The 23,650-nt window shown below is 72.1% G+C and carries 21 protein-coding genes; 7 read left to right on the top strand and 14 right to left on the bottom strand.

Features of this window, described 5'->3' with window-relative positions; translation table 11 throughout:
* Positions 1–67 precede the first annotated feature (67 nt).
* The gene (locus CNQ36_RS23345; protein ID WP_121547425.1) at positions 68–1,087 is read left to right on the top strand and encodes a VldE C-terminal domain-containing protein; all 1,020 of its coding nucleotides are present in this window, start codon (positions 68–70) and stop codon (positions 1,085–1,087) included.
* Between the two features lie 163 nt (positions 1,088–1,250).
* Positions 1,251–1,541 (top strand): hypothetical protein, encoded by a 291-nt coding sequence (locus tag CNQ36_RS23340; RefSeq protein WP_050782418.1) that lies wholly within the window; start codon positions 1,251–1,253, stop codon positions 1,539–1,541.
* A gap of 242 nt (positions 1,542–1,783) precedes the next feature.
* Here the strand turns inward: CNQ36_RS23340 and CNQ36_RS23335 are convergent, their stop codons facing one another.
* Both CNQ36_RS23335 and fdxA read right to left on the bottom strand, forming a co-directional pair.
* On the bottom strand, positions 1,784–2,881 hold the full coding sequence (locus tag CNQ36_RS23335) for a bifunctional succinyldiaminopimelate transaminase/glutamate-prephenate aminotransferase (protein WP_121547424.1): 1,098 nt from the start codon (positions 2,879–2,881) through the stop codon (positions 1,784–1,786).
* 113 nt (positions 2,882–2,994) lie between these two features.
* A complete protein-coding gene (gene fdxA / locus CNQ36_RS23330; protein ID WP_004926152.1) occupies positions 2,995–3,312 on the bottom strand; it encodes a ferredoxin in 318 nt (105 codons plus the stop codon).
* Between the two features lie 141 nt (positions 3,313–3,453).
* Here fdxA and CNQ36_RS23325 point away from each other — a divergent pair, with 141 nt between their 5' ends.
* The 4 genes from CNQ36_RS23325 (at position 3,454) to CNQ36_RS23310 (ending at position 7,684) form a co-directional block, all read left to right on the top strand.
* On the top strand, positions 3,454–4,482 hold the full coding sequence (locus CNQ36_RS23325; protein WP_121547423.1) for a GNAT family N-acetyltransferase: 1,029 nt from the start codon (positions 3,454–3,456) through the stop codon (positions 4,480–4,482).
* A 17-nt stretch (positions 4,483–4,499) separates the two neighbouring features.
* Entirely contained in the window at positions 4,500–5,372 is an 873-nt protein-coding gene (locus tag CNQ36_RS23320) for a transglutaminase-like and tetratricopeptide repeat-containing protein (RefSeq protein WP_121547422.1), read from the top strand.
* A 145-nt stretch (positions 5,373–5,517) separates the two neighbouring features.
* A complete protein-coding gene (locus CNQ36_RS23315) occupies positions 5,518–5,991 on the top strand; it encodes a MarR family winged helix-turn-helix transcriptional regulator (protein WP_121548564.1) in 474 nt (157 codons plus the stop codon).
* A gap of 103 nt (positions 5,992–6,094) precedes the next feature.
* On the top strand, positions 6,095–7,684 hold the full coding sequence (locus CNQ36_RS23310) for an MFS transporter (RefSeq protein ID WP_121547421.1): 1,590 nt from the start codon (positions 6,095–6,097) through the stop codon (positions 7,682–7,684).
* Positions 7,685–7,772: 88 nt separating this feature from the next.
* Here the strand turns inward: CNQ36_RS23310 and CNQ36_RS23305 are convergent, their stop codons facing one another.
* The 5 genes from CNQ36_RS23305 to CNQ36_RS23285 form a co-directional block, all read right to left on the bottom strand.
* Positions 7,773–9,923 carry a hypothetical protein gene (locus CNQ36_RS23305; protein WP_121547420.1) on the bottom strand — a complete coding sequence of 717 codons (2,151 nt, stop codon included), beginning with the start codon at positions 9,921–9,923 and terminating at the stop codon, positions 7,773–7,775.
* A gap of 194 nt (positions 9,924–10,117) precedes the next feature.
* Complete coding sequence (locus CNQ36_RS23300; RefSeq protein ID WP_040906196.1) at positions 10,118–10,531, bottom strand: DUF6113 family protein; 414 nt, start codon at positions 10,529–10,531, stop codon at positions 10,118–10,120.
* Positions 10,528–11,385 (bottom strand): N-acetyl-1-D-myo-inositol-2-amino-2-deoxy-alpha-D-glucopyranoside deacetylase, encoded by an 858-nt coding sequence (gene mshB / locus CNQ36_RS23295; protein ID WP_121547419.1) that lies wholly within the window; start codon positions 11,383–11,385, stop codon positions 10,528–10,530. The genes CNQ36_RS23300 and mshB overlap by 4 nt, the downstream gene beginning before the upstream one ends.
* 59 nt (positions 11,386–11,444) lie before the next feature.
* Positions 11,445–12,857: an amidase gene (locus CNQ36_RS23290; protein ID WP_121547418.1), complete on the bottom strand. Its 1,413-nt coding sequence runs from the start codon at positions 12,855–12,857 to the stop codon at positions 11,445–11,447.
* A 223-nt stretch (positions 12,858–13,080) separates the two neighbouring features.
* Positions 13,081–13,275, bottom strand: a complete 195-nt coding sequence (locus CNQ36_RS23285) for a hypothetical protein (RefSeq protein ID WP_004926162.1) — start codon at positions 13,273–13,275, stop codon at positions 13,081–13,083.
* Positions 13,276–13,462: 187 nt separating this feature from the next.
* On the opposite strand from CNQ36_RS23285, the gene CNQ36_RS23280 reads away from it, so the two are divergent.
* Positions 13,463–15,601 (top strand): S9 family peptidase, encoded by a 2,139-nt coding sequence (locus tag CNQ36_RS23280; protein WP_121547417.1) that lies wholly within the window; start codon positions 13,463–13,465, stop codon positions 15,599–15,601.
* Positions 15,602–15,702: 101 nt separating this feature from the next.
* Here CNQ36_RS23280 and CNQ36_RS23275 read toward each other — a convergent pair whose 3' ends face one another.
* From CNQ36_RS23275 to CNQ36_RS23245, 7 genes are all read right to left on the bottom strand, one after another.
* Positions 15,703–16,752: an ABC transporter ATP-binding protein gene (locus tag CNQ36_RS23275; protein ID WP_121547416.1), complete on the bottom strand. Its 1,050-nt coding sequence runs from the start codon at positions 16,750–16,752 to the stop codon at positions 15,703–15,705.
* Positions 16,745–17,719 (bottom strand): ABC transporter ATP-binding protein, encoded by a 975-nt coding sequence (locus CNQ36_RS23270; protein WP_121547415.1) that lies wholly within the window; start codon positions 17,717–17,719, stop codon positions 16,745–16,747. The genes CNQ36_RS23275 and CNQ36_RS23270 overlap by 8 nt, the downstream gene beginning before the upstream one ends.
* A gap of 6 nt (positions 17,720–17,725) precedes the next feature.
* Positions 17,726–18,703 (bottom strand): ABC transporter permease, encoded by a 978-nt coding sequence (locus CNQ36_RS23265; protein ID WP_004926170.1) that lies wholly within the window; start codon positions 18,701–18,703, stop codon positions 17,726–17,728.
* Positions 18,696–19,619, bottom strand: a complete 924-nt coding sequence (locus CNQ36_RS23260; protein WP_004926172.1) for an ABC transporter permease — start codon at positions 19,617–19,619, stop codon at positions 18,696–18,698. Before CNQ36_RS23260 ends, CNQ36_RS23265 begins: the two co-directional genes overlap by 8 nt.
* 6 nt (positions 19,620–19,625) lie before the next feature.
* Positions 19,626–21,254, bottom strand: a complete 1,629-nt coding sequence (locus CNQ36_RS23255; protein ID WP_121547414.1) for a peptide ABC transporter substrate-binding protein — start codon at positions 21,252–21,254, stop codon at positions 19,626–19,628.
* 190 nt (positions 21,255–21,444) lie between these two features.
* Positions 21,445–22,563 carry an ABC transporter ATP-binding protein gene (locus CNQ36_RS23250; RefSeq protein ID WP_004926179.1) on the bottom strand — a complete coding sequence of 373 codons (1,119 nt, stop codon included), beginning with the start codon at positions 22,561–22,563 and terminating at the stop codon, positions 21,445–21,447.
* A gap of 15 nt (positions 22,564–22,578) precedes the next feature.
* Positions 22,579–23,640: an ABC transporter ATP-binding protein gene (locus CNQ36_RS23245; RefSeq protein WP_040906198.1), complete on the bottom strand. Its 1,062-nt coding sequence runs from the start codon at positions 23,638–23,640 to the stop codon at positions 22,579–22,581.
* Positions 23,641–23,650 lie beyond the last annotated feature (10 nt).

Raw genomic sequence — 23,650 nt, 5'->3', positions numbered from 1 at the left:
GCCGGGGCCGCGGCCCACTGTCCGCACCCGGCTCACAACGAACCGTACTCTCCAGTACCTTGTACGCGTGCCTGAGCCGTCCCTTCCCTCCAAGCGCAAGCGTCGCGGCCGTCTCCTCCGTTGCGGAGCGGCCTTCGTGGTGCTGTCCGCGGTCGCCGGGTATCTCGCGGTGCAGTACGTCACCGGCGACACCCGCGGACCGGGCTGCAAGGTCGTGTCCGCCAAGGGCGACGGCGCGACCTACGAGTTCACGCCCGAGCAGGCGGTGAACGCGGCGACGATCACCGCGGTGGGCACGGCGCGCGAACTGCCCGAGCGGGCGGTGACGATCGCGCTGGCGACCGCCCTGCAGGAGTCGACGCTGCGCAACATCGACCACGGCGACCGTGACTCGCTGGGTCTGTTCCAGCAGCGTCCCTCGCAGGGCTGGGGCACGCCGAAGGAGATCATGGACCCGACGTACTCGGCGGGGAAGTTCTACGAGCACCTGGAGGAGGTGCCGGGCTACACCCGGCTGCCGCTCACCGTCGCCGCGCAGCGGGTGCAGCGCAGTGGCTTCCCGCAGGCGTACGCCAAGCACGAGCCGGACGCCGCGCTGCTGGCCGCCGCCCTCACCGGGCGCTCGGCGGCGACGCTGACCTGCGACGGCCGGCCGGCGGCGACGCGGGCGGCGGGCGCGGCGAACGCGGACACGGTGCGTGCGGCGCTGGCGCGGGACTTCGGGCGGGACGTGCTGGAGCCGGCCGCCGCCGAGGTGGGCGCGAGCGCGACGGCCTCGCCGTCCGCGAGTGCGCCGGCGGAGTCCGGTGCCACCAGTGACTCCGGTGGCTCCGACGGGCGGACGGTGCGGCTGCCGGTGTCCGACGGCGAGGGTGCCGGGGCGGCGGCCGGGGCCGGGACGCGGGGCTGGCAGCTGGCCCACTGGGCCGTGGCCAACGCCTCCCAGCTGCGCATACAGCGGGTGTCGTACGCGGGGCGGGAGTGGACGGCCGGGCACACCGACAGCCAGTGGCGGACGGCGGACGGCAAGAACTCCGGGGGCTCGGGGGACGGCGCGGGTGTCGTGACGCTCACGACCATGCCGTAGGGCGCTCGCGGGGATCGCTCGGGTGTGCGGGGTGTCGCCCGCAGGGCGGGAAGTGCGGCCCCCAGGGGGCGCCTTGCCAAGTCTTTGCGTTGTCGTGCCGCAACTTTCGCGGCGGTCGAGCGGTAGTCACGGCGTCAGCGTTCTCTCCCGTCGAAGGAGCACCATGTCCCTCCCCCTGACCCGTCGGATCGCCCGTGCCGCGCTGCTCGTCGCTGCGGGAGCGGCTGCCGGGGTCGGTGCGGCCGGCTCCGCCAGCGCGGCTCCGGAGCTGCCGGCCACCCCGAACCTCGGTGGGGTGTCCGCCCTGGACGGTGCGGCGGGCAACACCGTGGACGACGTCGCGAAGACCCCGGTCACGCCCGGCAAGGTGGCGCCTGCGGCCGGCGAGACCGTGAAGGAGGCGGCCGGGGCGCTGGCGCAGAACGCGCCGGTGAAGGGGCTGCCGGTCGGCTGAGTCCTGGCCTGCGGCCGGCTTTTGTCACGGTGACGGGGTCCGGGGGTTTCCCCTCGGGCCCCGTTGCTGTGCGTGCCGCCGGGGGTGCAGGTGCCCTTGCCGACCGGTGGCCCGGCGTTGGTGGGCTGTGCCCACCCGTTCCGCCCTGCGGAACGACTGCCCACAGCCGGCCGGGCGGGCGGGCGGCCGGGCGGGTGGGCCGGGCGGGTGGGCCGGGCGGGGCGTGGGGTGGGTGGGGTGGGTTAGGGGGTGAGGCGGTGGGCGGCTGTGCGGATTCGGTCGTCCGTGGCCGTCAGGGCCACGCGGACGAAGGTGGCGCCCGCGGGGCCGTAGAAGTCGCCGGGGGCGACCAGAATGCCCCGGTCGGCCAGGTGGGCGACCGTGTCCCAGCAGGACTCGTCCCGCGTGGCCCACAGGTAGAGGCTGGCCTCGCTGTGCTCGATGCGGAAGCCGTGGGCGAGGAGCGCCTCGCGCAGGACGGCGCGGCGAGCCGCGTAGCGTTCGCGCTGGACGCGGACGTGCTCGTCGTCGCCCAGGGCCGCGACCACCGCCGCCTGGGTCGGCGCGGACGTCATCATCCCGCCGTGCTTGCGGATCTGCAGCAGCGGGCCGAGCACCGCCGGGTCGCCCGCCAGGAACGCGGCGCGGTATCCGGCCAGGTTGGACCGCTTGGACAGGGAGTGGACCGCGACGATGCCGTCGTAGGACCCGCCGTTGACGTCGGGGTGGAGCACCGAGACCGGGTCGGCCTCCCAGCCGAGCTCGATGTAGCACTCGTCGGAGAGGACGAGGACGCCGTGCTCGCGGGCCCAGGCGACGATCCGGGTCAGCTCCTCCCGGGAGAGCACCCGGCCGGTCGGGTTGGACGGGGAGTTCAGCCAGAGCAGCTTCAGGCCGGCCGGGTCCAGCTCCGTCGGGTCGTCGTAGGCGACGTGCTCGGCGCGGGCGAGGCGGGCGCCGACCTCGTACGTCGGGTAGGCCAGGCGCGGGAAGGCGACCTTGTCGCCGGGGCCGAGTCCGAGCTGGGTGGGGAGCCAGGCGACCAGTTCCTTGGAGCCGACGACGGGCAGGACGTGCCGGTGGGTGACCCCGCGGGCGCCCAGGCGGTGTTCCACCCAGCGGGTGATCGCGTCACGCAGTTCCGGGGTGCCCCAGACCGTGGGATAGCCCGGCGAGTCCGCCGCGGCGATCAGTGCCTTCTGGATCAACTCGGGCACCGGGTCGACGGGCGTGCCGACCGAGAGGTCGACGATGCCGTCGGGGTGCGCGGCGGCCGTCTTCTTGTACGGCTCCAGCTTGTCCCAGGGGAAGGTGGGCAGCCGGTCGGAGACTGCGGACACGGGCGCGGGCTCACTTTCTGGTACGGCAAACGCCTCGGCCCCGTGCGGCTTCGAGAGCCGTACGGGACCAAGGCGGCACGTCGTGCGATGCGGCGGGGCCGCCTGCGGGACGGTTACGCCTGCGGCGGCAGCGCGGCGATGAACGGGTGGTCCCGCTCGATCAGACCGAGCTTGCTGGCGCCGCCGGGCGAGCCGAGCTCGTCGAAGAACTCGACGTTCGCCTTGTAGTAGTCCTTCCACTCCTCCGGAGTGTCGTCCTCGTAGAAGATCGCCTCGACCGGGCAGACCGGCTCACAGGCACCACAGTCGACGCATTCGTCCGGGTGGATGTACAAGGACCGCTGGCCCTCGTAGATGCAGTCGACCGGGCACTCCTCGATGCACGCCTTGTCCTTCACGTCGACACAAGGCTGCGCGATGACGTAGGTCACGCTGTCGTTCCTCCTCGATAGGGCGCCGGCGGGCCTCCTCAGGCTCCGCCGCCTGGGCGCGCGGGAGCGCGGCGTCGTCGATGCCCGCCCCTAGTATCTCCGTTCTTGGGCATGATCCGAACAGGAGGGGTGAACTGACCTGTGGAAATCTCTGCCGCCGGGCGCCTCGAGGTCCGTATCACCACCGCTGACGTGGGAAAACGGGTCTCCGTCAGGAGCTTGATCGAACATGGTCCCTCGGGTGAGAAGTTCACCGACACGGTCGGTGTTCTCACATCATGGGACAATGGTGTGCTGCGGATCACAAGGAAGAGCGGCGAAAGTGTCCGCGTCGCGGAGTCCACGCTGGTCGCGGGCAAGGTCGTGCCGTCCGCCCCGGCGCGTCGCCGGGGCCCCGCCGCCGGCTACGAGGAACTGGCGCGGGTGTCCGCCCGGGCGTGGCCGCCCGTGGAGAGCGAGCGGCTCGGCGAGTGGGAGCTGCGGGCGGCGGGCGGATTCACCCGGCGGGCCAACTCGGTGCTGCCGCTCGGCGACCCGGGCATGCCGCTCGACGACGCGCTGACGGCCGTACGCGGCTGGTACGCGGCTCGCGGGCTGCCCGCCTACGTCCAGACCGCGACGGGCGCGGAGGGCGCGCAGGAGCTGCTGTGCGCGGAGCTGGAGCGGCGGGGCTGGGTACGCGAGGTGACCGCCGAGCTGTGGACGGGCCCGCTGGCCCCGGTCGCCGACCGGGGCGGGGAGTCGTCCCGGGTGGTGCTGTCGCGGGAGGCGGACGAGGCGTGGCTCGCCCGGTACCGGCGCAAGGGTGTCGGCGAGGTGGCCCTGCGGGTGCTCGGGAGCGGGCCGTCGGTGTGGTTCGCCTCGGTGCCCGGCGGCACGGACGACGCGCCGGCCGCCATCGGGCGGTGTGTCGTGGACGGGCGGTGGGCCGGGTTCGCGGCGGTCGAGGTGGATCCGGCGCAGCGGCGCCGGGGGCTCGCGACGGCCGTGATGGCGGCGCTGTCCCGGCAGGCGCTGGACGAGGGCGCGTCGGCGGCCTGGCTCCAGGTCGAGGAGGACAACGCGGGGGCGCGTGCGATGTACCGGCGCCTGGGGTTCGCCGCGCACCACGCGTACCACCACCACCGCGCGCCGGAATCGTCGGCTCCGGCAGGTGACGGGGCGCTGTGAACGGGCACGAACCGGGTATGCGCGCACCTCATCCCCCGCCGCCCGGGCGCTCCGCCGAACTGCGCCGGCGGTTCGCCGAGGAGGCCCGCTGCGAGCTGCCGGACCTGTCCACGCTGTGCCTGCTGGCGGGCGCGGAGGGGGACGGCACGCTGGACGAGGCGGGCATGGACGCCGCGCAGGTGGAGCTGGACCGGCTGGCCGGCGAGCTGCCCTACCGGCCGGGCGCGCCGCGTGCCTGGGCGCTCGCGCTGCGGGACCTGCTGGGCGGGCGGTACGGCTTCCACGGCGTGGCGGACGACTACCAGCGGCTGGAGTCGTCGCTGCTGCACGAGGTGCTGCGGCGGCGGCGCGGGCTGCCGATCCTGCTGTCGGTGGTGTGGATCGAGGTGGCCCGGCGGGCGGGGGCGCCGGTGTACGGCGTGGCGCTGCCCGGGCACTTCGTCGTCGGGTTCGGGGAGCCGGGGGCGGGCCTCGGCGAGGGCGCGGGGCAGGTGCTGGTCGACCCGTTCGACGGAGGGCGGCTGCTGAGCGGGGAGGACGCGGAGCTGCTGGTGGCGGGGGCGACGGGGGCGGCGCTGGACGCGTCGATGCTGACGCCGGCGGGGACGCTGGACGTGGTGCTGCGCATCCTGAACAACGTGCGGGCGTGGGCGGCAGCGCGGCCGGAGCGGTCGGATGTGGCGCTGTGGGCGGTGGATCTGTCGCTGCTGCTCCCCTCGCACTCGGCGCGGCTGCGGTACGAGCGGGCGCGGTTGCTGGTGCAGCGGGGGGAGTTCTCGGCGGGGGCCGTGGCGCTGGAGGCGTACGCGGAGGTTGTGGGGGCGGTGGACGAGGGGGCGGCTGAGCAGGTGCGGGGGGAGGCGCTGGCGGCTCGGGCACGGTTGAACTGAGCGGTTGGGGGTGCGGGGCGGGGGGTTGCGCAGCCCGGGGCTTGCGGGGTGCCGTCGCGCCCACCCTCCCCCATCGCCCCTGCGGCACGACTGCCCGCGGAGACGCTTTTGACATAGGTACGTGCAAATACCTATGGTGGCGTACATGTCCGGTGGCGGTGGTCTCGAGGAGCGCGTCGCGTACGTGGCTTCTGAGCTCACGGCGTGTCTGCCCGCGCTGCACCGGGCGCTGGACCGGCGGGTCGCCAGTGAGTATCCGCACCCGAAGCCGTCCGAGGGACAGCTGGCGCTGCTGCGGTTCGTCGCGGGGCACGAGGGTGCCACGGTGGGCGAGGCGGCCACGGCGCTGCTGATGAAGCCCAACAACGTCAGCGCGCTCGTCTCCCAGCTCACGGAGCGGGGCGAGCTGGAGCGTCGCCAGGACGGCGCCGACAAGCGGATCGCCCATCTCCACCTCACCGCGACGTCCCGCCGGCGGATCGCCGAGGTGCGCGCCCTCGAGGAGCGCCTGATCGGCCAGGCCCTGCGGTCCGTCACCGACGGCGAGATGGACGCACTCGGTTCGGCACTCGGCGCGCTGAAGGCGCTGACGCACCACCTCCACGCCGCGACCAGCTGACCCGCTGACCCGCCCCCGAGGCGTTTCCGGGCTCTGCCCGCGTTCCCGCATGCTTTCGCGGCCCCTCCCCCAGTACTCCCTTTGAGAAAGAAACGGCTTCTCCATGTCGTCGTCCACTTCCGTGGTTCACTCCGCCGTGCGCCGGGGCAACCCCTGGCTCGCACTGATCGCCGTGTCCTTCGGGCTGCTGATGGTGCAGCTCGACGGTTCCGTCGTCGCCATCGCCAACCCCGCGATCGGCAAGGACCTCGGTGCCAGCACCGCGGAACTGCAGTGGGTCACCAACTCCTACCTGCTCGCGCTCGCCGCCTCGATGATCCTCGGCGGCAAGCTGGGCGACCGGTTCGGCCGGCGCTTCTACTACCTCGTCGGCGTCGGCGGATTCGTCGTCACCTCGGTCGCCATCGGACTGGCCGGCAGCATCGAGGGCGTCATCCTCTTCCGCGCCCTGCAGGGGTTGTGCGGCGGCATCCTGATGCCCAACACCCTGGGCATCCTGCGCGCGGTGTTCCCGCCGAGGAAGTTCGGGCTCGCGGTCGGCATCTGGGGCATGGTCTCGGCCGTCTCGACCTCGCTCGGCCCGATCATCGGCGGTCTGCTCGTCGAGCACGTCGACTGGACCTGGGTCTTCTACCTGAACGCGCCGATCGGCGTCGTCGCGCTGCTGTTCAGCACGGCGGTCCTCGCCGAGTCCAGGAACTCCGGCGGTGAGCAGCGCTTCGACTTCGTCGGCGTCGTCGTGCTCGCCGCGGGTCTGCTCGCGCTTGTCTTCGGCATCGTGAAGGGCGAGACCTGGGGCTGGACCTCCGCCGGAACCCTCGGCTCCATCGCCCTGGGCCTGGTGCTGCTGGTCCTCTTCGGCTGGTACGAGACCCGGCGGACGCACCCGCTGCTGCCGATGCGCCTGTTCCGCAACCGCTCGCTGACCACCGGTGTGGTGATGACCGGGCTGAACTTCTTCGTCATGCTCGGCGGCATCTTCTTCATCATGCTGTACCTGCAGAACGTGCGCGGCTACACGCCCGTCGAGGCCGGCATCAGCACCCTGCCGATGTCCCTGGCCTCGCTGGTCGCCTCACCGCTGGGCTCCCAGCTGACCACCCGCTTCGGCCCGCGCGTCACCATCCCGCTGGGCCTGGTCCTGTCGGCCGCCGCCATGTTCGGCATGCTCACCTGGACCACCGACTCCTCCTACGCCACCATGTGGCCGTCGTACGTCGCGATGGGTCTCGGCGTGGGCGTCGTGCTGCCCGCCACGGCCGCCGCGATCATCGGCAACGCTCCGGTCGGGGACGGCGGTGTGGCCTCGGGCCTGCAGTCCACGATGCTGCAGATCGGCGGCGCGCTGGGCACCTCGGTGCTGGTCACCGTGATCGCCGGCAGGGTCGGATCCTCGCTGTTCGGCGAGCTCACCGGCGCGGGCGTGCCGGCCTCCGTGGCGCATGGCCTGGAGAAGGCCGGGGACGCCGTGGCGATGGGCGTCGCCCCGGTCTCCCCCGACATGCCGGGGCAGCTCAGGGCCGCGGTGATCGAGGGCAGCGGCCAGGCGTTCGTGAACGGTCTGCACTCCGCGGTCACCGTCACCGGCGTCCTGTGCCTGATCGGCGCCGTGGCGGCGGTGGCGGGCATCAAGCGCCGCGACCGGGAGGTGTCCGAGGGCGCGGAGGCGCCGGTGGCCGTCGCGGCGCACTGAGCGACGGCGCGCCCCGGACTGCGGAGCGGCGCCGCGCGGGTCCCTTCCGGACCCGTGCGGCGCCGCTCCCGTGCGCGTGGTGACCGCGTCAGCTGGGGTCCGTCTCGATGACGGCGACCCGCTCGGTCTTGCTGAGCAGCGCCTGGCGGAGGGCGACGTAGACGTCCTGCGGGGTGACGGCCGTCTTCTTGCCGTTGCCCCGGGTGATGAGCACACCGTCGAACGTCTGGCCGTACAGCTCCTCCAGGGCCTTCAGGTCGGGCTTGTCGACCAGCTTGCCGTTGACGTTCTGGACCGCGAGGAACTTCCAGAGCGACTTCTCGGGGCTCATCTCGATCGTGTGCGCCGCGTCGGTCCGCACGACCACGTTGGCCGACATGGCCGGTTCGGCGAACTCCTTCACCATCCGGTCCACCTCGGCCTTGGTGACCTTCGGCTGCTGGACGGCCGTCGGGACGTTCACCGAGCCCGCGGCGCCGGTCTCGACCTGCGTGCGGTACGCCTGCGACACCACGTCGGTCGCCTTGGCGACGTCGACTCCCTGGCCCGCCTTGGGATAGACGGGGACGGCCTTGCCGGACTCGAACTTGATCGAGCCCTCGGTCACCGAGCCGGCGCCGCCGGCCGCGTTCTCCAGGGCCGCCTGGAGCTTCTCCTCGTCGACGGGCATGACCGGGTCGACGACGCGCTGCTGCCCGATGAGGGAGCCGATGACGTTGACCGGGTTGTAGTCGCTGGTGGCGGCCGCGCCGACGGTGGCGGCGGTGTCGACCTGCAGGCCGGCGTTGTCCGGCTGCAGTTCCACCGTCTTGCCGTCGACCGACAGCTTCAGCGGCTTGTTCACCCGCTCGTCGAGCGCCGCGTCGAGCTTCTTCACGGCATCGTCGCGGGTGCCGCCGCCGATGTCGACGCCGAGCACGGTGGTGCCCTTCGGCACGTCGGAGCTGTTCATCAGCAGGCCGGCGCCGTAGGCGACACCGGCGAGGAAGACCACGCAGCCGCAGAGCAGGACGAGCTTGTTGCGCCCCTTCTTCTTCGCCGGCTTCGAGGAGCCCGCCGGAGGCGGGGAGACCGGCTCGGGCAGCTTCGGGGGCGTGTGCGTCGGCGGACCGCCGGCCGGGCCGCCGGGGGCGTTGAAGGACTCGCCCGGCGGGACGACCGGGATGCCGCTGGTGACGGTGTGCCCGGAGACGTTGTCGTGGCGGGGTCCGTAGCCCGGGGTGCCGGGCTCGGCGGGCCGCTGCGGGGTGAGGATCGCCGTGTCGTCGCTCAGACCGCCGCCGGGGCCCGGGTTGCCGGAAGAGCCGCCCTGGTCGGCGAAGATCGCGGGGCTGCCCGGGGCCGGCTGGGCGCCGGAGCGCACCGGGAGGGCGGGAGCGCCCGTACCGCGGGAAGCGCCGGGCAGCTTGCCCACCGGGGGCGGGACGGAGGTGGTGCCGGTCACCGGTCCGCCGGTGGGGCCCGAGGGGCCCTGCGGGCCGCGCGGACCGGACTGGCCGGGCTGAGGCGCCTCGTCCGCGAAGAAGGGCAGGTCGTCGCGGCGCGGCTCACCGCCGCGTGCCGCGCCCGACGGGCCGCCGCCCAGGGCCTCGGTCACGTCGAAGGAGCCCGTGCCGCCGCCGTGGCCGGGGGCCACCGGGCCGCCGGTCGCACCGGTCGCGCCGGTGGGCCCGGAGGCCTTCGCGCCGCCGAGGACGGGGCCGCCCGGCGTGCTCGCGCCACCGGGGCGTCCGGCACCCGGCCGTGCGCCGCCGGGGGGCGGCGCGGCACCGCCCGCGGCAGCCGCCGAACCGCCCGGCGCGGCCGCGCCGTTGGCGGGGGCGCCGCCCGGACCGCCCTTGCCCCCGCCCGACTTGCGCGGCGCGAACCAGTCACTGGCCGGCTTGTCGCCGGGGGCCTGCTGCTGGCCGGCGGGCGCGGACGGAGCGGGGGGCTCGGCCGGTTCGGGTGCCGGCGCCGGGGACGGCGTCTCGGCGTCGGTGGTGCCCTTGCTGTCCGCGTCCGTGACGGGCTTGCGCACGACGACCGGCGGGATGGGGCGCGATCCGGGGATGTTGATGCGGATGCGCGTCGTCAGCGTGGTCTCGGTCTTGCGTTCCTCCGGCCGCGCGGCCGAACGGCCCGCGTCCGTACCCTCGTCCGGAATCGCCGGGATCCCGTAGGGCGGGGTGCCCGACGGGTAGGCGGCTCCACCGCGCCCGTTGGGCCCGGAGGACGGAGTGTCAGTTTCACGACTCAAGGCAGGTTCTCCCGGTTGGCTCCGCCGCCCGTCACGACCTCACGGTGGGGGTCCCCCCTGCTCGGGCGAAGCCGAGGGTTCGAGGGAGGCTCGGCGGCGCGCACCACCTTACTGGCCATATCCGGCCCGTATCCCAGTACCGCCGGGGAAACCCACACCGGACCCGCACGCCCATGACACGGCGAAGTAGTACGTCACTTGCCAAGTCGGGCGGGGCCGCCGCCCGGTTGCCTTCCCGGGGCAAGGGTGGCGCAGATCACAGCCACGGCGATGCCGCCGAGGAGGAAGAGGTACGAGCCGCCGCCCGCGGCGAACAGGAAGTCCCCCTCCGGCCGGCTGGCGGTGAGCAGGACGACGACGAGCATCCAGCCTGCCGCGGCCCAGGCGCCTCCGGCACGGCTGCGGAGGGCGCGGGTGGCGCCCAGGACCAGCCCGGCCTCACCGGCGAGGGCGAGCAGCAGCCCGCCGGGGAACCAGGCCGGCTGCAGCAGGGCCCCGGCCACCCCGACCACGGCCCCGAGCAGCAGCAGTCCGAGGCAGGCGACGACCCGCCCGGCGGAGGGCGGCCGCAGCGGCTGGGCGAGCGCGGAGGGCGACCTGCCGCTCACGACGCCTCCCCGGTCCCGGCGAACAGGTCGCTCTCCCGCCCCGCGGGACGCTCCCCGCGCACCAGTTCGTAGTACTCGGTGGTGAAGAGGGGCTGGGCGAGCTCGTTGGAGAGCGCGAAGTACGGTTCGGCGACGGTGATCTGCGTGGCGTGGGCGCGCATCGCGGCGGCCTTGGCGGCGGCGTGCGCGGTGCCGTCGACCGCGGTGGTGACCTGCGCGTCGTCGACGACGCCGGGTACGTCGTCGAGGGCGCCCGCCTTGTCGAAGGGCAGTCCGGCGAGGTCGGTGTCGAGCCGGGCGAAGGCCTCCTCGGCGACGGACCGGGGCACGCGGTTCCAGTAGACCTTGGGGATGTCCCAGCCCGCGGCCGCGGCGAGCTCGACGGCGCGCATGGCGACGCGGTGGGCCTGGATGTGGTCGGGGTGGCCGTAGCCGCCGTCGTCGTCGTAGGTGACGAGCACCTGGGGGCGGGTCTCGAGGATCACCTCGGCGAGCAGCCCGGCGGCCTGGTCGACGTCGGCCTGCCAGAAGCAGCCGGCGTCGTCGTTGTCCGGCAGTCCCATCATTCCGGAGTCGCAGTACCGCCCGGCCCCGCCGAGCAGCCGGAAGTCGGTGACCCCGAGCGCCCGCATCGCGTCCTTCAGCTCCCCGAGCCGGTGTCCGCCGAGGGCGGCGCCGCTCAGATGCCGCAACTCCCGCGGGATGACCTCGCCCCGCTCACCGAGCGTGCAGGTGACCAGCGTCACATGGGCGCCCTCGGCGGCGTACCGGGCCATGGTCGCGCCGTTGTTGATCGACTCGTCGTCCGGGTGGGCGTGCACCAGCAGCAGACGCCGGGAGGGCAGTTCCGTCATGGAGTCCACCCTATGAGGTGCGGGACCCTGCCCGCCGCTGCCCGCCCCCTTCAGCCCCGTCAGGCGTCCTGGAGGCGGCGGAACGGCTGGTCGGCCTCCAGCTCGAACGCCAGCTCCAGGAGCGTGCGCTCCGCGCCCGGGCGGCCGGAGAACATGACGCCGATCGGGAGCCCGTCCGACGTCGTGGTCGCGGCCGGTACGGAGATCGACGGGGTTCCGACGACGTTGTTCACCGGGGTGAACGCCACGTACGCGAGGATGCGTTCGATCAGCGTGACGTAGGGGACGGCCGGGCTGAGGTGGCCGAGCGGTGGCGTGGTCGTGGCGAGCACCGGGGAGAGGATCACGTCGAGGCCCCGGAAGCCCGCCGCGTACGCCTCCCGCGTACACCTAAGCCTGCGCAGCACGCCCGGCGTCCGCCTCCACCTCCCCACGTACATCTCGCGCAGGCCCCGGCTCAGCCCGTCCATGCGGCGCCGGTCGAAGTCCGCGCCGAGGGTTCCGCCGGTGGCGCCGAGCAGGAACGACAGCAGGCCCCAGTACGTGAGGAAGTCCTCGGTGAAGTGCGGGTCGAGGGAGAGCTCCACCGGCTGCACGGTGTGCCCGAGCCGCTCCAGGCGCTCGGCCGTCTCCGTGACGGCCGCCCGGGTGCCGGCGTCGGAGTGGACGCCGTTCGGGGAGTCCACGAGGAGCCCGACGCGCAGCCGGCGGCCCGAAGGGCCCTCCACGAGGCCCACGGGCGGCAGCTTCGGGTTCCGCCAGTGCTGTTCGGCCGCCGCGAGGAAGGCCGCGCTGTCCCGTACCGAGCGGCTCAGCACGCCGTCGGTGACCAGGTCGATCGGAAGCCGGCGGCCCTGCGCGTTCGCGACCACCCGGCCGCGGGTGGGCTTCAGGCCGACGAGTCCGCAGCAGGCGGCGGGGATCCGGATCGAGCCTCCGCCGTCGTTGGCGTGCGCGAGCGGCACCGCCCCGGCGGCGACGAGTGCCGCGCTGCCGCCGGAGGACCCGCCGGCCGAGTGACCGGTGTGCCACGGGTTGCGGACCGGCTCGGCGTCCTCGTACTCCGTGGTGGGGCTGAACCCGAACTCGGGCAGCCGGGTCTTGCCGAGCACCGTGACCCCGGTGCTCAGGAACTGACGGGTGAACGGGGCGTGCCGCCGCGCGGCCCTCGGCGCGAACGCGGCGCTGCCGTGCCCGGTGGGGAGCCCCTGGTAGTCGGTGTTGTCCTTGACGAAGGTCGGCACCCCGGCGAGGGCGCCGCTCCCGGAGCCGTGGGCCGGAACGTCGAGGTGGACCTGGACGGCGTGGAGCCGGCCCTCGACGGCCGCGACCCGGGCCGCCGCGTCGCGGGCGGCCTCGGCGGCGCCGACCTCGCCGCGGCGGATCGCCCCGGCGAGGCCGACGGCGTCATGGTCGCCGAGGGCGTCGTCCCGGAAGGCGTGCACCCTGGTCTGTTCCTCGAAAGTCGTCACCGTCGGCTCCGCCCGTGCACACGTGGATGGTCGCCGCCATCATCGCGTACCCACCGGTAACACGCGAGGGCTCGGCACGGAACGACCCTCCGTCCTCCCCTCCCGTGTCGCCGGCCCGGCGCTTACGGCGCACGGTGCGGGGCACGAGAAGGGGGAGGACGGACGGGACGTGGACTCCGGCTGGGTCCCGGGACGTGCCACGGGCCCGGCCGGAAGACAGGACTCAGAAGTTGAGACTGCCGATCATCCCCGCGAGGTTGTTCGTCAGCTCACTGATCGTGGGCGCCATCGTCGACGAGGCGAGGTAGAAGCCGAGCAGCATGCACACGACGGCGTGCCCTGCCTTCAGGCCCGACTTCTTGACCAGCAAGAAGACGATGATCGCCAGCAGCACCACCGCCGAAATCGAGAGTGCCACGGCGGTTCACCTCCAAAGGTCCCAGGGCGCGGGGGTAGGAAGACGTAGGAACATGGGGGCAGTCATATAGCCACACAGCAGCCAGCAGGTTCATACCCACTATGCGCTAACGATCATAACTATGTGTACGTGCGCATCGGTCGGCGCACGGCCGCACAAGGGGGCGCATGGCCAATATGGTCAGGGCATGACGACCGATGCTGACTCCTTCCCCCGGCGGCACGCCCGCACCCTGCGCTTCACCCTCGGCGCGCCGCGTTCGTTCAGCGTGGCTCCCGACGGTTCACGGGTCGTGTTCCTGCGCTCCGGTTCGGGTACGGACCGGGCTCATTCCCTGTGGGTCCTCGACACCGAAGGGGGCGGGGAGCGCGTGGCGGCCGACCCGCGCGCCCTCCTCGGCGGGGCCCTGGAGAACCTCTCCGCCGAGGAGCGGGCGCGCCGCGAGCGGAGCCGTGAGGGCGGTGCCGGCATCGTCGGCTACGCCACCGACGCCGCCGTCGAGCTGGCGTCTTTCGCCTTGTCGGGGCGGCTCTTCGCGGCCGAGCTGCGGGCCGGGACGGCACGCGAACTGCCCACGCCCGGCCAGGTGATCGATCCCCGTCCGTCGCCCGACGGTCGGCAGGTCGCGTACGTCGCCCGGGGCGCGTTGCGGGTGGTGGGGGCCGAGGGCGCGGACGACAGGGCGCTCGCGGCGCCGGAGTCGGAGGGCGTCACCTACGGTCTGGCGGAGTTCATCGCGGCCGAGGAGATGGGCCGCTCACGGGGCTTCTGGTGGGCTCCGGAGTCGGACCGGCTGCTGGTGGCGCGGGTGGACGACACGCCGGTACGGCGCTGGTGGATCTCCGATCCGGCGCGGCCGGACCGGGAGCCGCAGCGGGTGGCGTACCCGGCGGCGGGCACCCCGAACGCGGACGTGCGGCTGTTCGTGGTCACCCTCGACGGCACCCGCACCGAGGTCTCCTGGGACCGTGCGCGCTACCCGTATCTGGCACATGTGCACTGGTCAGCGGCGGGCGCCCCGCTGCTGCTCGTCCAGGCGCGCGATCAGCGCGCCCAGCTGATCCTGGCCGTGGACCCGGACTCCGGGGCGACCCGGATGGTGCACGCCGACGAAGATCCAAGTTGGCTGGAACTTTTCCCCGGGGTGCCCTGCTGGAGCCCCTCCGGGCAGTTGGTGCGGATCGCGGACGAGGGGGGCGCGCGGCGCCTCGCCGTCGGTGAACGCCCGCTCACCGGACCGCAGTTGCACATCCGTGCGGTAGTCGACGTCTCGGACGGCGACGTGCTGGTCTCGGCGTCAGCGGGCGAGGAGGCGGCAGGTCCGGAGACCGGCGAGGTGCACGTGTACCGGGTGAACGAACTCGGCGTGGAACGCGTCTCCCAGGAGCCCGGCGTGCACTCGGCGGTACGCGCCGGGGGCGTGACCGTGCTGGTCTCCGCGACACCGGACCGGCCAGGTTCCCGGGTCCAGGTCCTGCGTGACGGGAAAGCGACGGCCACCGTCCCCTCGTACGCCGAAGACCCCGGTTTGTCCCCCCGCGTGACGCTGACCCAGGGGGGCGCACGCCGTATTCCGTGCGCCGTGCTTATGCCTCGGGACTACGCCGGGGACACCCTTCTGCCGGTGCTCATGGACCCCTACGGTGGCCCGCACGGACAGCGGGTGCTCGCCGCCCACAACCCGCATCTGACCTCGCAGTGGTTCGCCGACCAGGGGTTCGCCGTGATCGTCGCGGACGGACGCGGCACGCCGGGCCGCTCGCCGGCGTGGGAGAAGTCCGTCAAGGACGACATCGCCGCCGTCGTGGTCGAGGACCAGGTGGACGCGCTCCGGGCGCTCGCCGCCGACTTCCCGCTCGACCTCGGCCGGGTCGCCGTCCGGGGCTGGTCCTTCGGCGGATACCTGGCGGCACTCGCCGCCCTGCGCCGCCCCGACGTCTTCCACGCGGCGGTGGTGGGCGCCCCGGTCACCGACCTCCGGCTCTACGACACCCACTACCAGGAACGCTACGTCGGCCACCCGGACGAGCAGCCGGAGGTCTACCGCCGCAACTCGGTGATCGACGACGCGGGCCTGGTCGACGCCGCCCGGCCGCACCGCCCGATGATGATCATTCACGGGCTGGCGGACGACAACGTGGTGGTCGCCCACTCGCTGCGGCTCTCCTCCGCCCTGCTGGCCGCCGGCCGCCCCCACGAGGTGCTGCCGCTGTCCGGCGTCACCCACATGACCCCGCAGGAGGAGGTCGCCGAGAATCTTCTCCGTCTGCAACTGGACTTCCTGAAGCGGTCGTTGAACCTCCCGAACGGGGAAGAACCGCGTTAACGGACACGCAACCCGGCGGAAGCGGTTCCGATATACGGACACGCGACGCTGGACTGCGTACGGCCGTGCGGGTGCCGTAAACGGGCCGGGGTGCCGCCATGTCACCCCGGCCCGCCGCCGTCCTCGTCGACGGGCACCACCTGCTTCTCGGCGGCGAAGTGGCAGGCCGAGTCGTGGGCCGCCGGACCGCCGGCCGTGCGGAACCACTCGGGCACCGCGAGCGCCGGCACCTCCACGGCGCAGCGCTCCTGCGCCTTCCAGCAGCGGGTGCGGAAGCGGCAGCCCGAGGGGATGCTGGTGGGCGACGGGACGTCGCCGGTGAGGATGATCCGCTCCCGGTGCTCCCGGGCCGCCGGGTCCGGCACGGGCACGGCGGAGAGCAGGGCCTGGGTGTAGGGGTGCGTGGGGTGTTCGTAGATCTCGGTGTCCGTCCCGGTCTCCACGATCCGGCCGAGGTACATCACCCCGACCCGGTCGGAGATGTGACGGACGATCGACAGGTCGTGCGCGATGAACACGTACGCCAGGCCGAACTCGGACTGCAGCCGGTCCATCAGGTTGACGACCTGGGCCTGCACCGAGACGTCCAGCGCGGAGACCGGTTCGTCGGCGACGATCACCTCGGGGCGCAGCGCCAGGCCCCGCGCGATGCCGATGCGCTGGCGCTGGCCGCCGGAGAACTGGTGCGGGTAGCGGTTGATGTACTCCGGGTTGAGGCCGACGACGTCCAGCAGCTCCCGCACCCTGCGGCGCCGGTCGCCCTTGGGCGCCGCCTCGGGGTGGATGTCGTACGGCTCCCCGATGATGTCGCCCACCGTCATCCGGGGGTTGAGCGAGGTGTACGGGTCCTGGAAGACCATCTGGATGTTGCGGCGCACGGCCTTCAGCGCGCGGCCTGACAGCCGGGTGATGTCCTCGCCCTTGTAGCGGATCGAACCGGACGTCGGGCGTTCCAGGTTGACCAGCATCTTCGCGACCGTCGACTTGCCGCAGCCGGACTCCCCGACGATGCCGAGCGTCTCGCCCCGGCCGAGCGCGAAGTCCACGCCGTCGACCGCCCGTACGGCGCCGACCTGCTTGCGGATCAGGATGCCCCGGGTCAGCGGGTAGTGCTTGACCAGGTCGCGGACCTCCAGGATCGGCTCAGCCATGCAGGCACTCCCTCCAGAAGTGGCAGGCGCTCCCCCGCGTCCGAGAGACCTCGTACAGCGGGGGTTCGTCGGTGCGGCAGACGTCGCGGGCGAGCGGGCAGCGGGGGTGGAAGGCGCAGCCCGGCGGGATGTTCAGGAGGCTGGGCGGCAGCCCCTTGATGGCGTAGAGCTCCTGGCCCTTGAGGTCCAGGCGCGGGATGGAGTCCAGCAGGCCGCGGGTGTAGGGGTGGGCCGGGGCCTTGTAGATGTCGTGCACGGGGGCGGACTCGACGATCCGGCCCGCGTACATCACGGCGATGCGGTCGGCGACGTCGGCGACCACGCCCAGGTCGTGGGTGATGAGGATCAGGCCCATGTGCAGCTCGCGCTGGAGTTCCGCGAGCAGCTCCATGACCTGGGCCTGGACGGTGACGTCCAGGGCGGTGGTGGGCTCGTCGGCGATGATCAGCGCGGGCTCCAGGGCCAGCGCCATCGCGATCATGATGCGCTGGCGCATGCCGCCGGAGAACTGGTGCGGGTACTGCCTGACCCGCTCCCGGGCGGCGGGGATGCGCACCCGGTCCATCAGCTCGACGGCCCTGGCCCGCCCGTCCTTGCGTGACATGCCCCGGTGCACGGTGAACATCTCGGCGAGCTGGTCGCCGACGGAGATCACCGGGTTGAGCGAGGACAGCGCGTCCTGGAAGATCATCGCCATCTCGGCGCCCCGGACCTTGCGGCGTTCGTCCTCCTTGAGCTTCAGCAGGTCCCGGCCGTTGAACAGCACCTCGCCGCCGGTGATCCGGCCGGGCGGGATGTCGAGGATGCCCATGACCGCCTGCGCGGTCACCGACTTGCCGGAGCCGGACTCGCCGAGCACGGCCAGCGTCTCGCCGGCGTCCACGCCGTAGCTGACGCCGTTGACGGCCTTGGCGACCCCGTCGCGGGTGCGGAACTCCACGTGCAGGTCGCGCACTTCGAGCAGCACGGCGGCTCACCTCAGCTTCGGGTCGAGGGCGTCGCGCACCGCGTCGCCGAGCATGATGAACGCCAGCACGGTGATCGCGAGGGCCCCGGAGGGCCACAGCAGCGCGTGCGGGGCGTTGCGGATGTACGGGGAGGCCGCGGAGATGTCGATGCCCCAGGAGACGCTGGGCGGCTTCAGACCGACGCCGAGGTAGGACAGCGTGGCCTCCAGGGCGATGTACGTCCCCAGCGCGATGGTCGCGACGACGATGACCGGGGCGACGGCGTTGGGCGCGATGTGCCGCAGCACCAGCCGGGAGTTGGAGGCGCCGAGCGCCCGCGCGGCCTGGACGTAGTCGTTCTGCTTGGCGGTGATGACGGCGCCGCGGGCGATGCGGGAGATCTGCGGCCAGCCCAGCAGCACGATGAACCCGATGACGGGCCAGACGGTGTTGCTGGTGATGACGGACAGCAGCACCAGTCCGCCGAGGACCACGGGGATGGCGAAGAAGACGTCGGTGATCCGGGACAGGAAGGAGTCCGGGACGCCCCCGAAGAACCCCGCGAGGGCGCCCAGGACGCTGCCGAGGACGGCGACGCCCAGGGTGGCCAGGACGCCGACCGCGACGGACGTGCGGGCGCCGTAGACGGTGCGGGTGTAGACGTCGCAGCCCTGGCCGTCGAAGCCGAAGGGATGGCCGGACTGGGAGCCCTCCTGGGCCTTGGCCAGATCGCACTGGAGCGGGCTGCCGGAGGTGATCGCCGAGGGCCACAGGGAGATGAAGACCAGGAAGAGGATGACCAGGCCGGAGAGGATGAAGACGGGGTTGCGGCGCAGGTCGCGCCAGGCGTCGGACCACAGGGAGCGGGGCTTGCCCTCCGGGCCGTGACCGTCCGGGCCCGGCCGCCGCTCCAGGGTCTCGGCCTCGTCGACACCCAGGTCCATGGTGCCGCCCATTCCGGTGCCCGCGATGGCGCGCTCGGGCTCGTGGTGCTGGTCAGTCATAGCGGATCCTCGGGTCGAGTACGGCGTAGAGGAGGTCGACGACGAGGTTGGCGACCAGGAACACCAGCACCAGCACGGTGACGAAGCCGACGACGGTCTGCGTGTTCTGCCGCAGGATGCCCTGGTAGAGCTGGTAGCCGACGCCGTGGATGTTGAAGATCCGCTCGGTGACGATGGCGCCGCCCATGAGGAAGCCGATGTCGGCCCCGATGAAGGTGACCACGGGGATGAGGGAGTTGCGCAGCAGGTGCCGGACGACCACCCGGTGCCGGGGCAGGCCCTTGGCGATGGCGGTGCGCACGTAGTCGGAGCGGCGGTTCTCCGCGATGGAGGTGCGGGTCAGCCGGGTGACGTAGGCCAGGGAGACCGAGGCCAGCACCAGACCGGGCAGGATCAGCTCGTCGAAGGGCGCCTCGGAGGAGACCGAGGGCCGGATCCAGCCCCACTTCACGCCGAGCAGCAGCTGGAGCAGCAGGCCGGTGACGAAGGTGGGCACGGAGATGACGACGAGGGTGAGGAGCAGCACGCCGGTGTCGACGGGGCGGCCCCTGCGCAGCCCGGTGACCACGCCGAGGGTGACGCCGACGACGATCTCGAAGAGGATCGCGATCAGGGTGAGCCGGATGGTGACGGGGAACGAGGTCGCCATCAGCTCGGTGACCTCCTGGCCGTTGAAGGCCGTGCCGAAGTCGCCGGTGAAGACGTTCCCCATGTACGTCAGGTATTGCTGCCAGACCGGCTTGTCGAGCCCGAACTCCCGTTCCAGCTGGGCGGCGGTCGCCGGGTCGCAGCGCCGCTCGCCGCACAGCCCGGCGATCGGGTCGCCCATCACGTTGACCATGAGGAAGATCAGCAGCGTGGCCCCGATGAACACCGGGATCATCTGGAGCAGCCGCCGGACGACATAGCGTCCCATGGCGGATCAGCTCACCTTGATCTGGTCGTACACGGGGACGCTGAAGGGGTTGAGCTTGACCTCGGAGAGCCGGTCGGACCAGCCGGCGCTGCCGTTCTGGTACCAGAGCGGGATGGCCGCCATGTTGTCGCGGACGACCCCCTCGGCCTGCTGGAACAGACCGACGGCCTTGGCGTTGTCGGTCTCCCGGTTGGCCTGGTTCACCAGGTCGTCGAACTGCTTGTTCGACCACTTGCCGTCGTTGGAGGAGGCGTCGGTGTAGTAGAGCGGCTGGAGGAAGTTCTGGATGAGCGGGTAGTCCATCTGCCAGCCGGCGCGGAACGGGCCGCTCATCTTCTGCTGGGTGATCTGGTTGCGGAAGTCGGCGAAGGTGCCGACCGGGTTTCCGGTGCAGGCGCGTTCGTTGTCCAGGGCCTTGTTGATGGAGTTGCAGACGGCGTCGACCCACTCGCGGTGGGAGCCGGTGTCGGCGTTGTAGGTGATGGTCACCTTGCCGCCGGGCAGTCCGCCGCCCTCCTGGATGAGCTTCTTGGCTTCGTCCGGCTTGTAGTCGCAGGACTCGCCGCACAGACCCTCCTGGAAGCCGCCGTCCTTGCCGAGGACGGGCGAGGTCCAGTCGGTGGCGGGGGTGCGGGTCTTCTGGAAGATGGTGTCGGTGATCTGCGCCCGGTCGATCGCCATGGACAGGCCCTTGCGGACCTTGTCCGAGCCGGACTTGTTCCATGCCTCGTCGTAGAAGGGGAAGGCGAGGGTCTGGATGATGCCGGCGGGGGTGTTGAGGTACCGGTCGCCGAGGTCGCTCTTGACGTTCTTCAGCTGGGCGGCGGGGACGTCGTCGACGAGGTCGAGGTTGCCGGCGATCAGGTCGGTGTAGGCGGTGTTGGCGTCGGTGTAGACCTTGAGGTCGACGCCGCCGTTCTGCGCCTTGTCGGAGCCGGGGTAGTCGTTCCACTTGCGCAGGGCCATCTGTGAGCCGCGGGTGTACGAGTCGACCAGGTACGGGCCGTTGCCGACGGGCTTCTTGATCCAGGCGGCGTGGTCGTCGAAGAAGGCCTGGGGCAGCGGGGCGAAGGCGTTGTAGCCGAGGGTGTCGGGGAAGGTCGAGAACTTCTGGGTGAGCTTGACGGTGAAGGTCCGGTCGCCGGTGACCTTCAGGCCGGACATGGTGTCGGACGTCTGCTCGCCCTGCTCGGGGTGGACCTGGTCGTACCCCTCGATGTAGCCGAAGAAGTAGGCGTTGCGCTGGTTGTTCCGCAGGCTCGCGCCGTAGTTCCAGGCGTCGACGAAGGACTTGGCGGTGACCTTCTCGCCGTTGCTGAAGGTCCAGCCGTCCTTGACGGTGACGGTGAAGTTCTGCGAGTCGGAGGTGTCGATCTTCTCGGCGAGCATGTCCTTGGCCTCGCCGGTCTTGGGGTCGTACCGCTTCAGACCCCGGAAGATCATGTCGAGGACCTTGCCGCCCTGGACCTCGTTGGTGTTGGCCGGCTCCAGCGGGTTCTGCGGATCGCCCCAGGAGGCGCTCAGTACGGCGCCGGCGTCGCTGCCGCCGCCTCCGCCGTCTCCGCCGCAGGCCGTCGCCGCGAGGGCGACCGCCATCGCGCAAGCGGCCCGTCGGGCGTGCGTGGCTCCGCGCATCGGGTGCCTCCTCGTACGTGCGCTGATCCTTTACGCCAATATCGGGGCAAAGGGTGCGTCACGCACATGTACGGCACCTGTACGGGGGTGACTCCAGCCGTATGCACGTATGAGACGCCCGTACGGGCAAACGGCTGCCGCCCGCCTCTCGGGGAGGCGGGCGGCAGCCGTTCGTGCGTACGACGGGGCGTCAGTCCTTCTCGACCGAGTCCTCCAGGGCCTTCAGCGCCGGGTCGAGGACGACGTCCTCGTCACGGGCCTCCGTGGTGGGGTCCTCGGGGAAGTGGCAGGCCGTCAGGTGACCGTCGCGGTTGCCGGAGATCTGCACCAGCGGCGGCTCCTCCGTGGCGCACTTGTCCTGCGCCTTCCAGCACCGGGTGCGGAAGCGGCAGCCGGACGGCGGCATGATCGGCGAGGGCACGTCACCGGCGAGCCGGATGCGCTCGCGGTCCTCCGTCTCGTCGTCCATGGCGACCTCGGGCACGGCCGAGAGCAGGGCGTGGGTGTACGGGTGCCGGGGCCGGTTGTAGATGGAGTCCCGGTCGCCGACCTCGACCACCTTGCCGAGGTACATCACGGCCACGCGCTGCGAGAAGTGCCGGACCACCGCGAGGTCGTGGGCGATGAAGAGGAAGGCGATCCCCAGCTCGTCCTGGACCTTCTGGAGCAGGTTGACGACCTGCGCCTGGATCGACACGTCCAGCGCCGAGACCGGCTCGTCCGCCACGATCAGCTTCGGGTTGAGCGCGAGCGCGCGGGCGACGCCGATGCGCTGGCGCTGACCGCCGGAGAACTCGTGCGGGAAGCGGTTGTAGTGCTCGGGGTTGAGGCCGACGAGCTCGAGCAGCTCGCGGACCCTCTTCTCCCGGCCGCCCGCCGGGTCGATCCCGTTGACCTCCATCGGCGACTTGATGATCGTGCCGACGGTCTGCCGCGGGTTCAGCGAGGAGTACGGGTCCTGGAAGATCATCTGGATCTCGGACCGCACGGGCGCCAGCTGCCTGCGCTTGGCGTGCGTGATGTCCTGGCCCGCGTACTCGATCTTTCCGCCGGTCGGCTCCAGGAGCCGGGTGATGAGCCGGCCCGTGGTCGACTTGCCGCAGCCCGACTCACCCACCAGGCCGACGCTCTCGCCGACGCCGACGGTCAGGTCGACGTTGTCGACGGCCTGGACGGCGCCGACCTTCCGCTTGATCGGGAAGCCGCCGTAGATCGGGAAGTGTTTGGTCAGTCCCTCCACCTTCAGCAGCGTCTCGGTGGACGCCCCGGTGGAGCTCTGCTGTGCGGGGAGGGTGAGGTTGTCGCTCATGTCTCGGATCTCTCCCTAGCGCAGCCGGGGCTGGATCGTGTCGATGAATATGGACTGCTGCTGCTCCGCCGTCAGGTGGCAGGCGGCGGCGCGGCCCTCGCCGAGCGCCGGGCGCTCGGTGCTGCACCTGTCCCCCTGCACCTCGCCGGTGAAGGCGCAGCGCGGGTGGAAGGGGCAGCCGGAGGGCGGGTTCAGCAGGCTGGGCGGGGACCCGGGGATCGGGTTCAGCGCCTGGGAGGTGTCGCCCCCGAGACGCGGCATCGAGCTCAGCAGGCCCCAGGTGTAGGGGTGCTGAGGCCGGCGCAGCACCTCGCGGACGGTGCCGCGCTCCACGGCCCGCCCCGAGTACATCACCAGCAGGTCGTCGGCCATGTCGGAGATGACGCCGAGGTCGTGGGTGATGAAGATGATCGCGGAGCCGAACTCCTGCTGGAGGTCCTTGAGCAGGTCGAGGATCTGCGCCTGGACGGTCACGTCCAGGGCGGTGGTCGGCTCGTCGGCGATCAGCAGGTCGGGGTCGCAGACCAGCGCCATGGCGATCATGGCGCGCTGGCGCATGCCGCCGGAGAACTGGTGCGGGTAGTCGTCCACGCGCGTCTTGGGCTGCGGGATGCCGACCTTGGTCAGCATCTCGATCGCCCGCTGCCGGGCCTCCTTCTTGGAGGCGCCGGTGTGCTTCATGTACGGCTCGGCGATCTGCCGGCCCACCGTGTAGTACGGCGAGAGCGCCGTCAGCGGGTCCTGGAAGATCATCGCGACCTTGTTGCCGCGGAGCTTCTCCATCTCCTTCTCGGAGGCGGTGACGAGGTCCTGCCCCTCGAGGAGGATCTCGCCCTCGACGGTGGAGCTCTTGGGGTTGTGCAGCCCGAGCACGGTCAGGTTGGTGACGGACTTGCCGGAGCCCGACTCACCGACGATGCCCAGGGTCTTGCCGCGTTCGACGTCGAAGGACAGCCCGTCGACCGCCTTGACGATGCCGTCCTCGGTGGAGAACCGCACCCGCAGGTCGCGGACCGAGAGGAAGGAATCCGGCCCGGTCGGGGCCTTCTCGCCTTCGGTCTTGGTCAGTGTGGTCACGGTGTTTCTC

Source organism: Streptomyces fungicidicus (genome assembly GCF_003665435.1).
GTDB classification, from domain to species: domain Bacteria; phylum Actinomycetota; class Actinomycetes; order Streptomycetales; family Streptomycetaceae; genus Streptomyces; species Streptomyces fungicidicus.
This window is presented reverse-complemented; position numbering and strand designations above follow the sequence as displayed.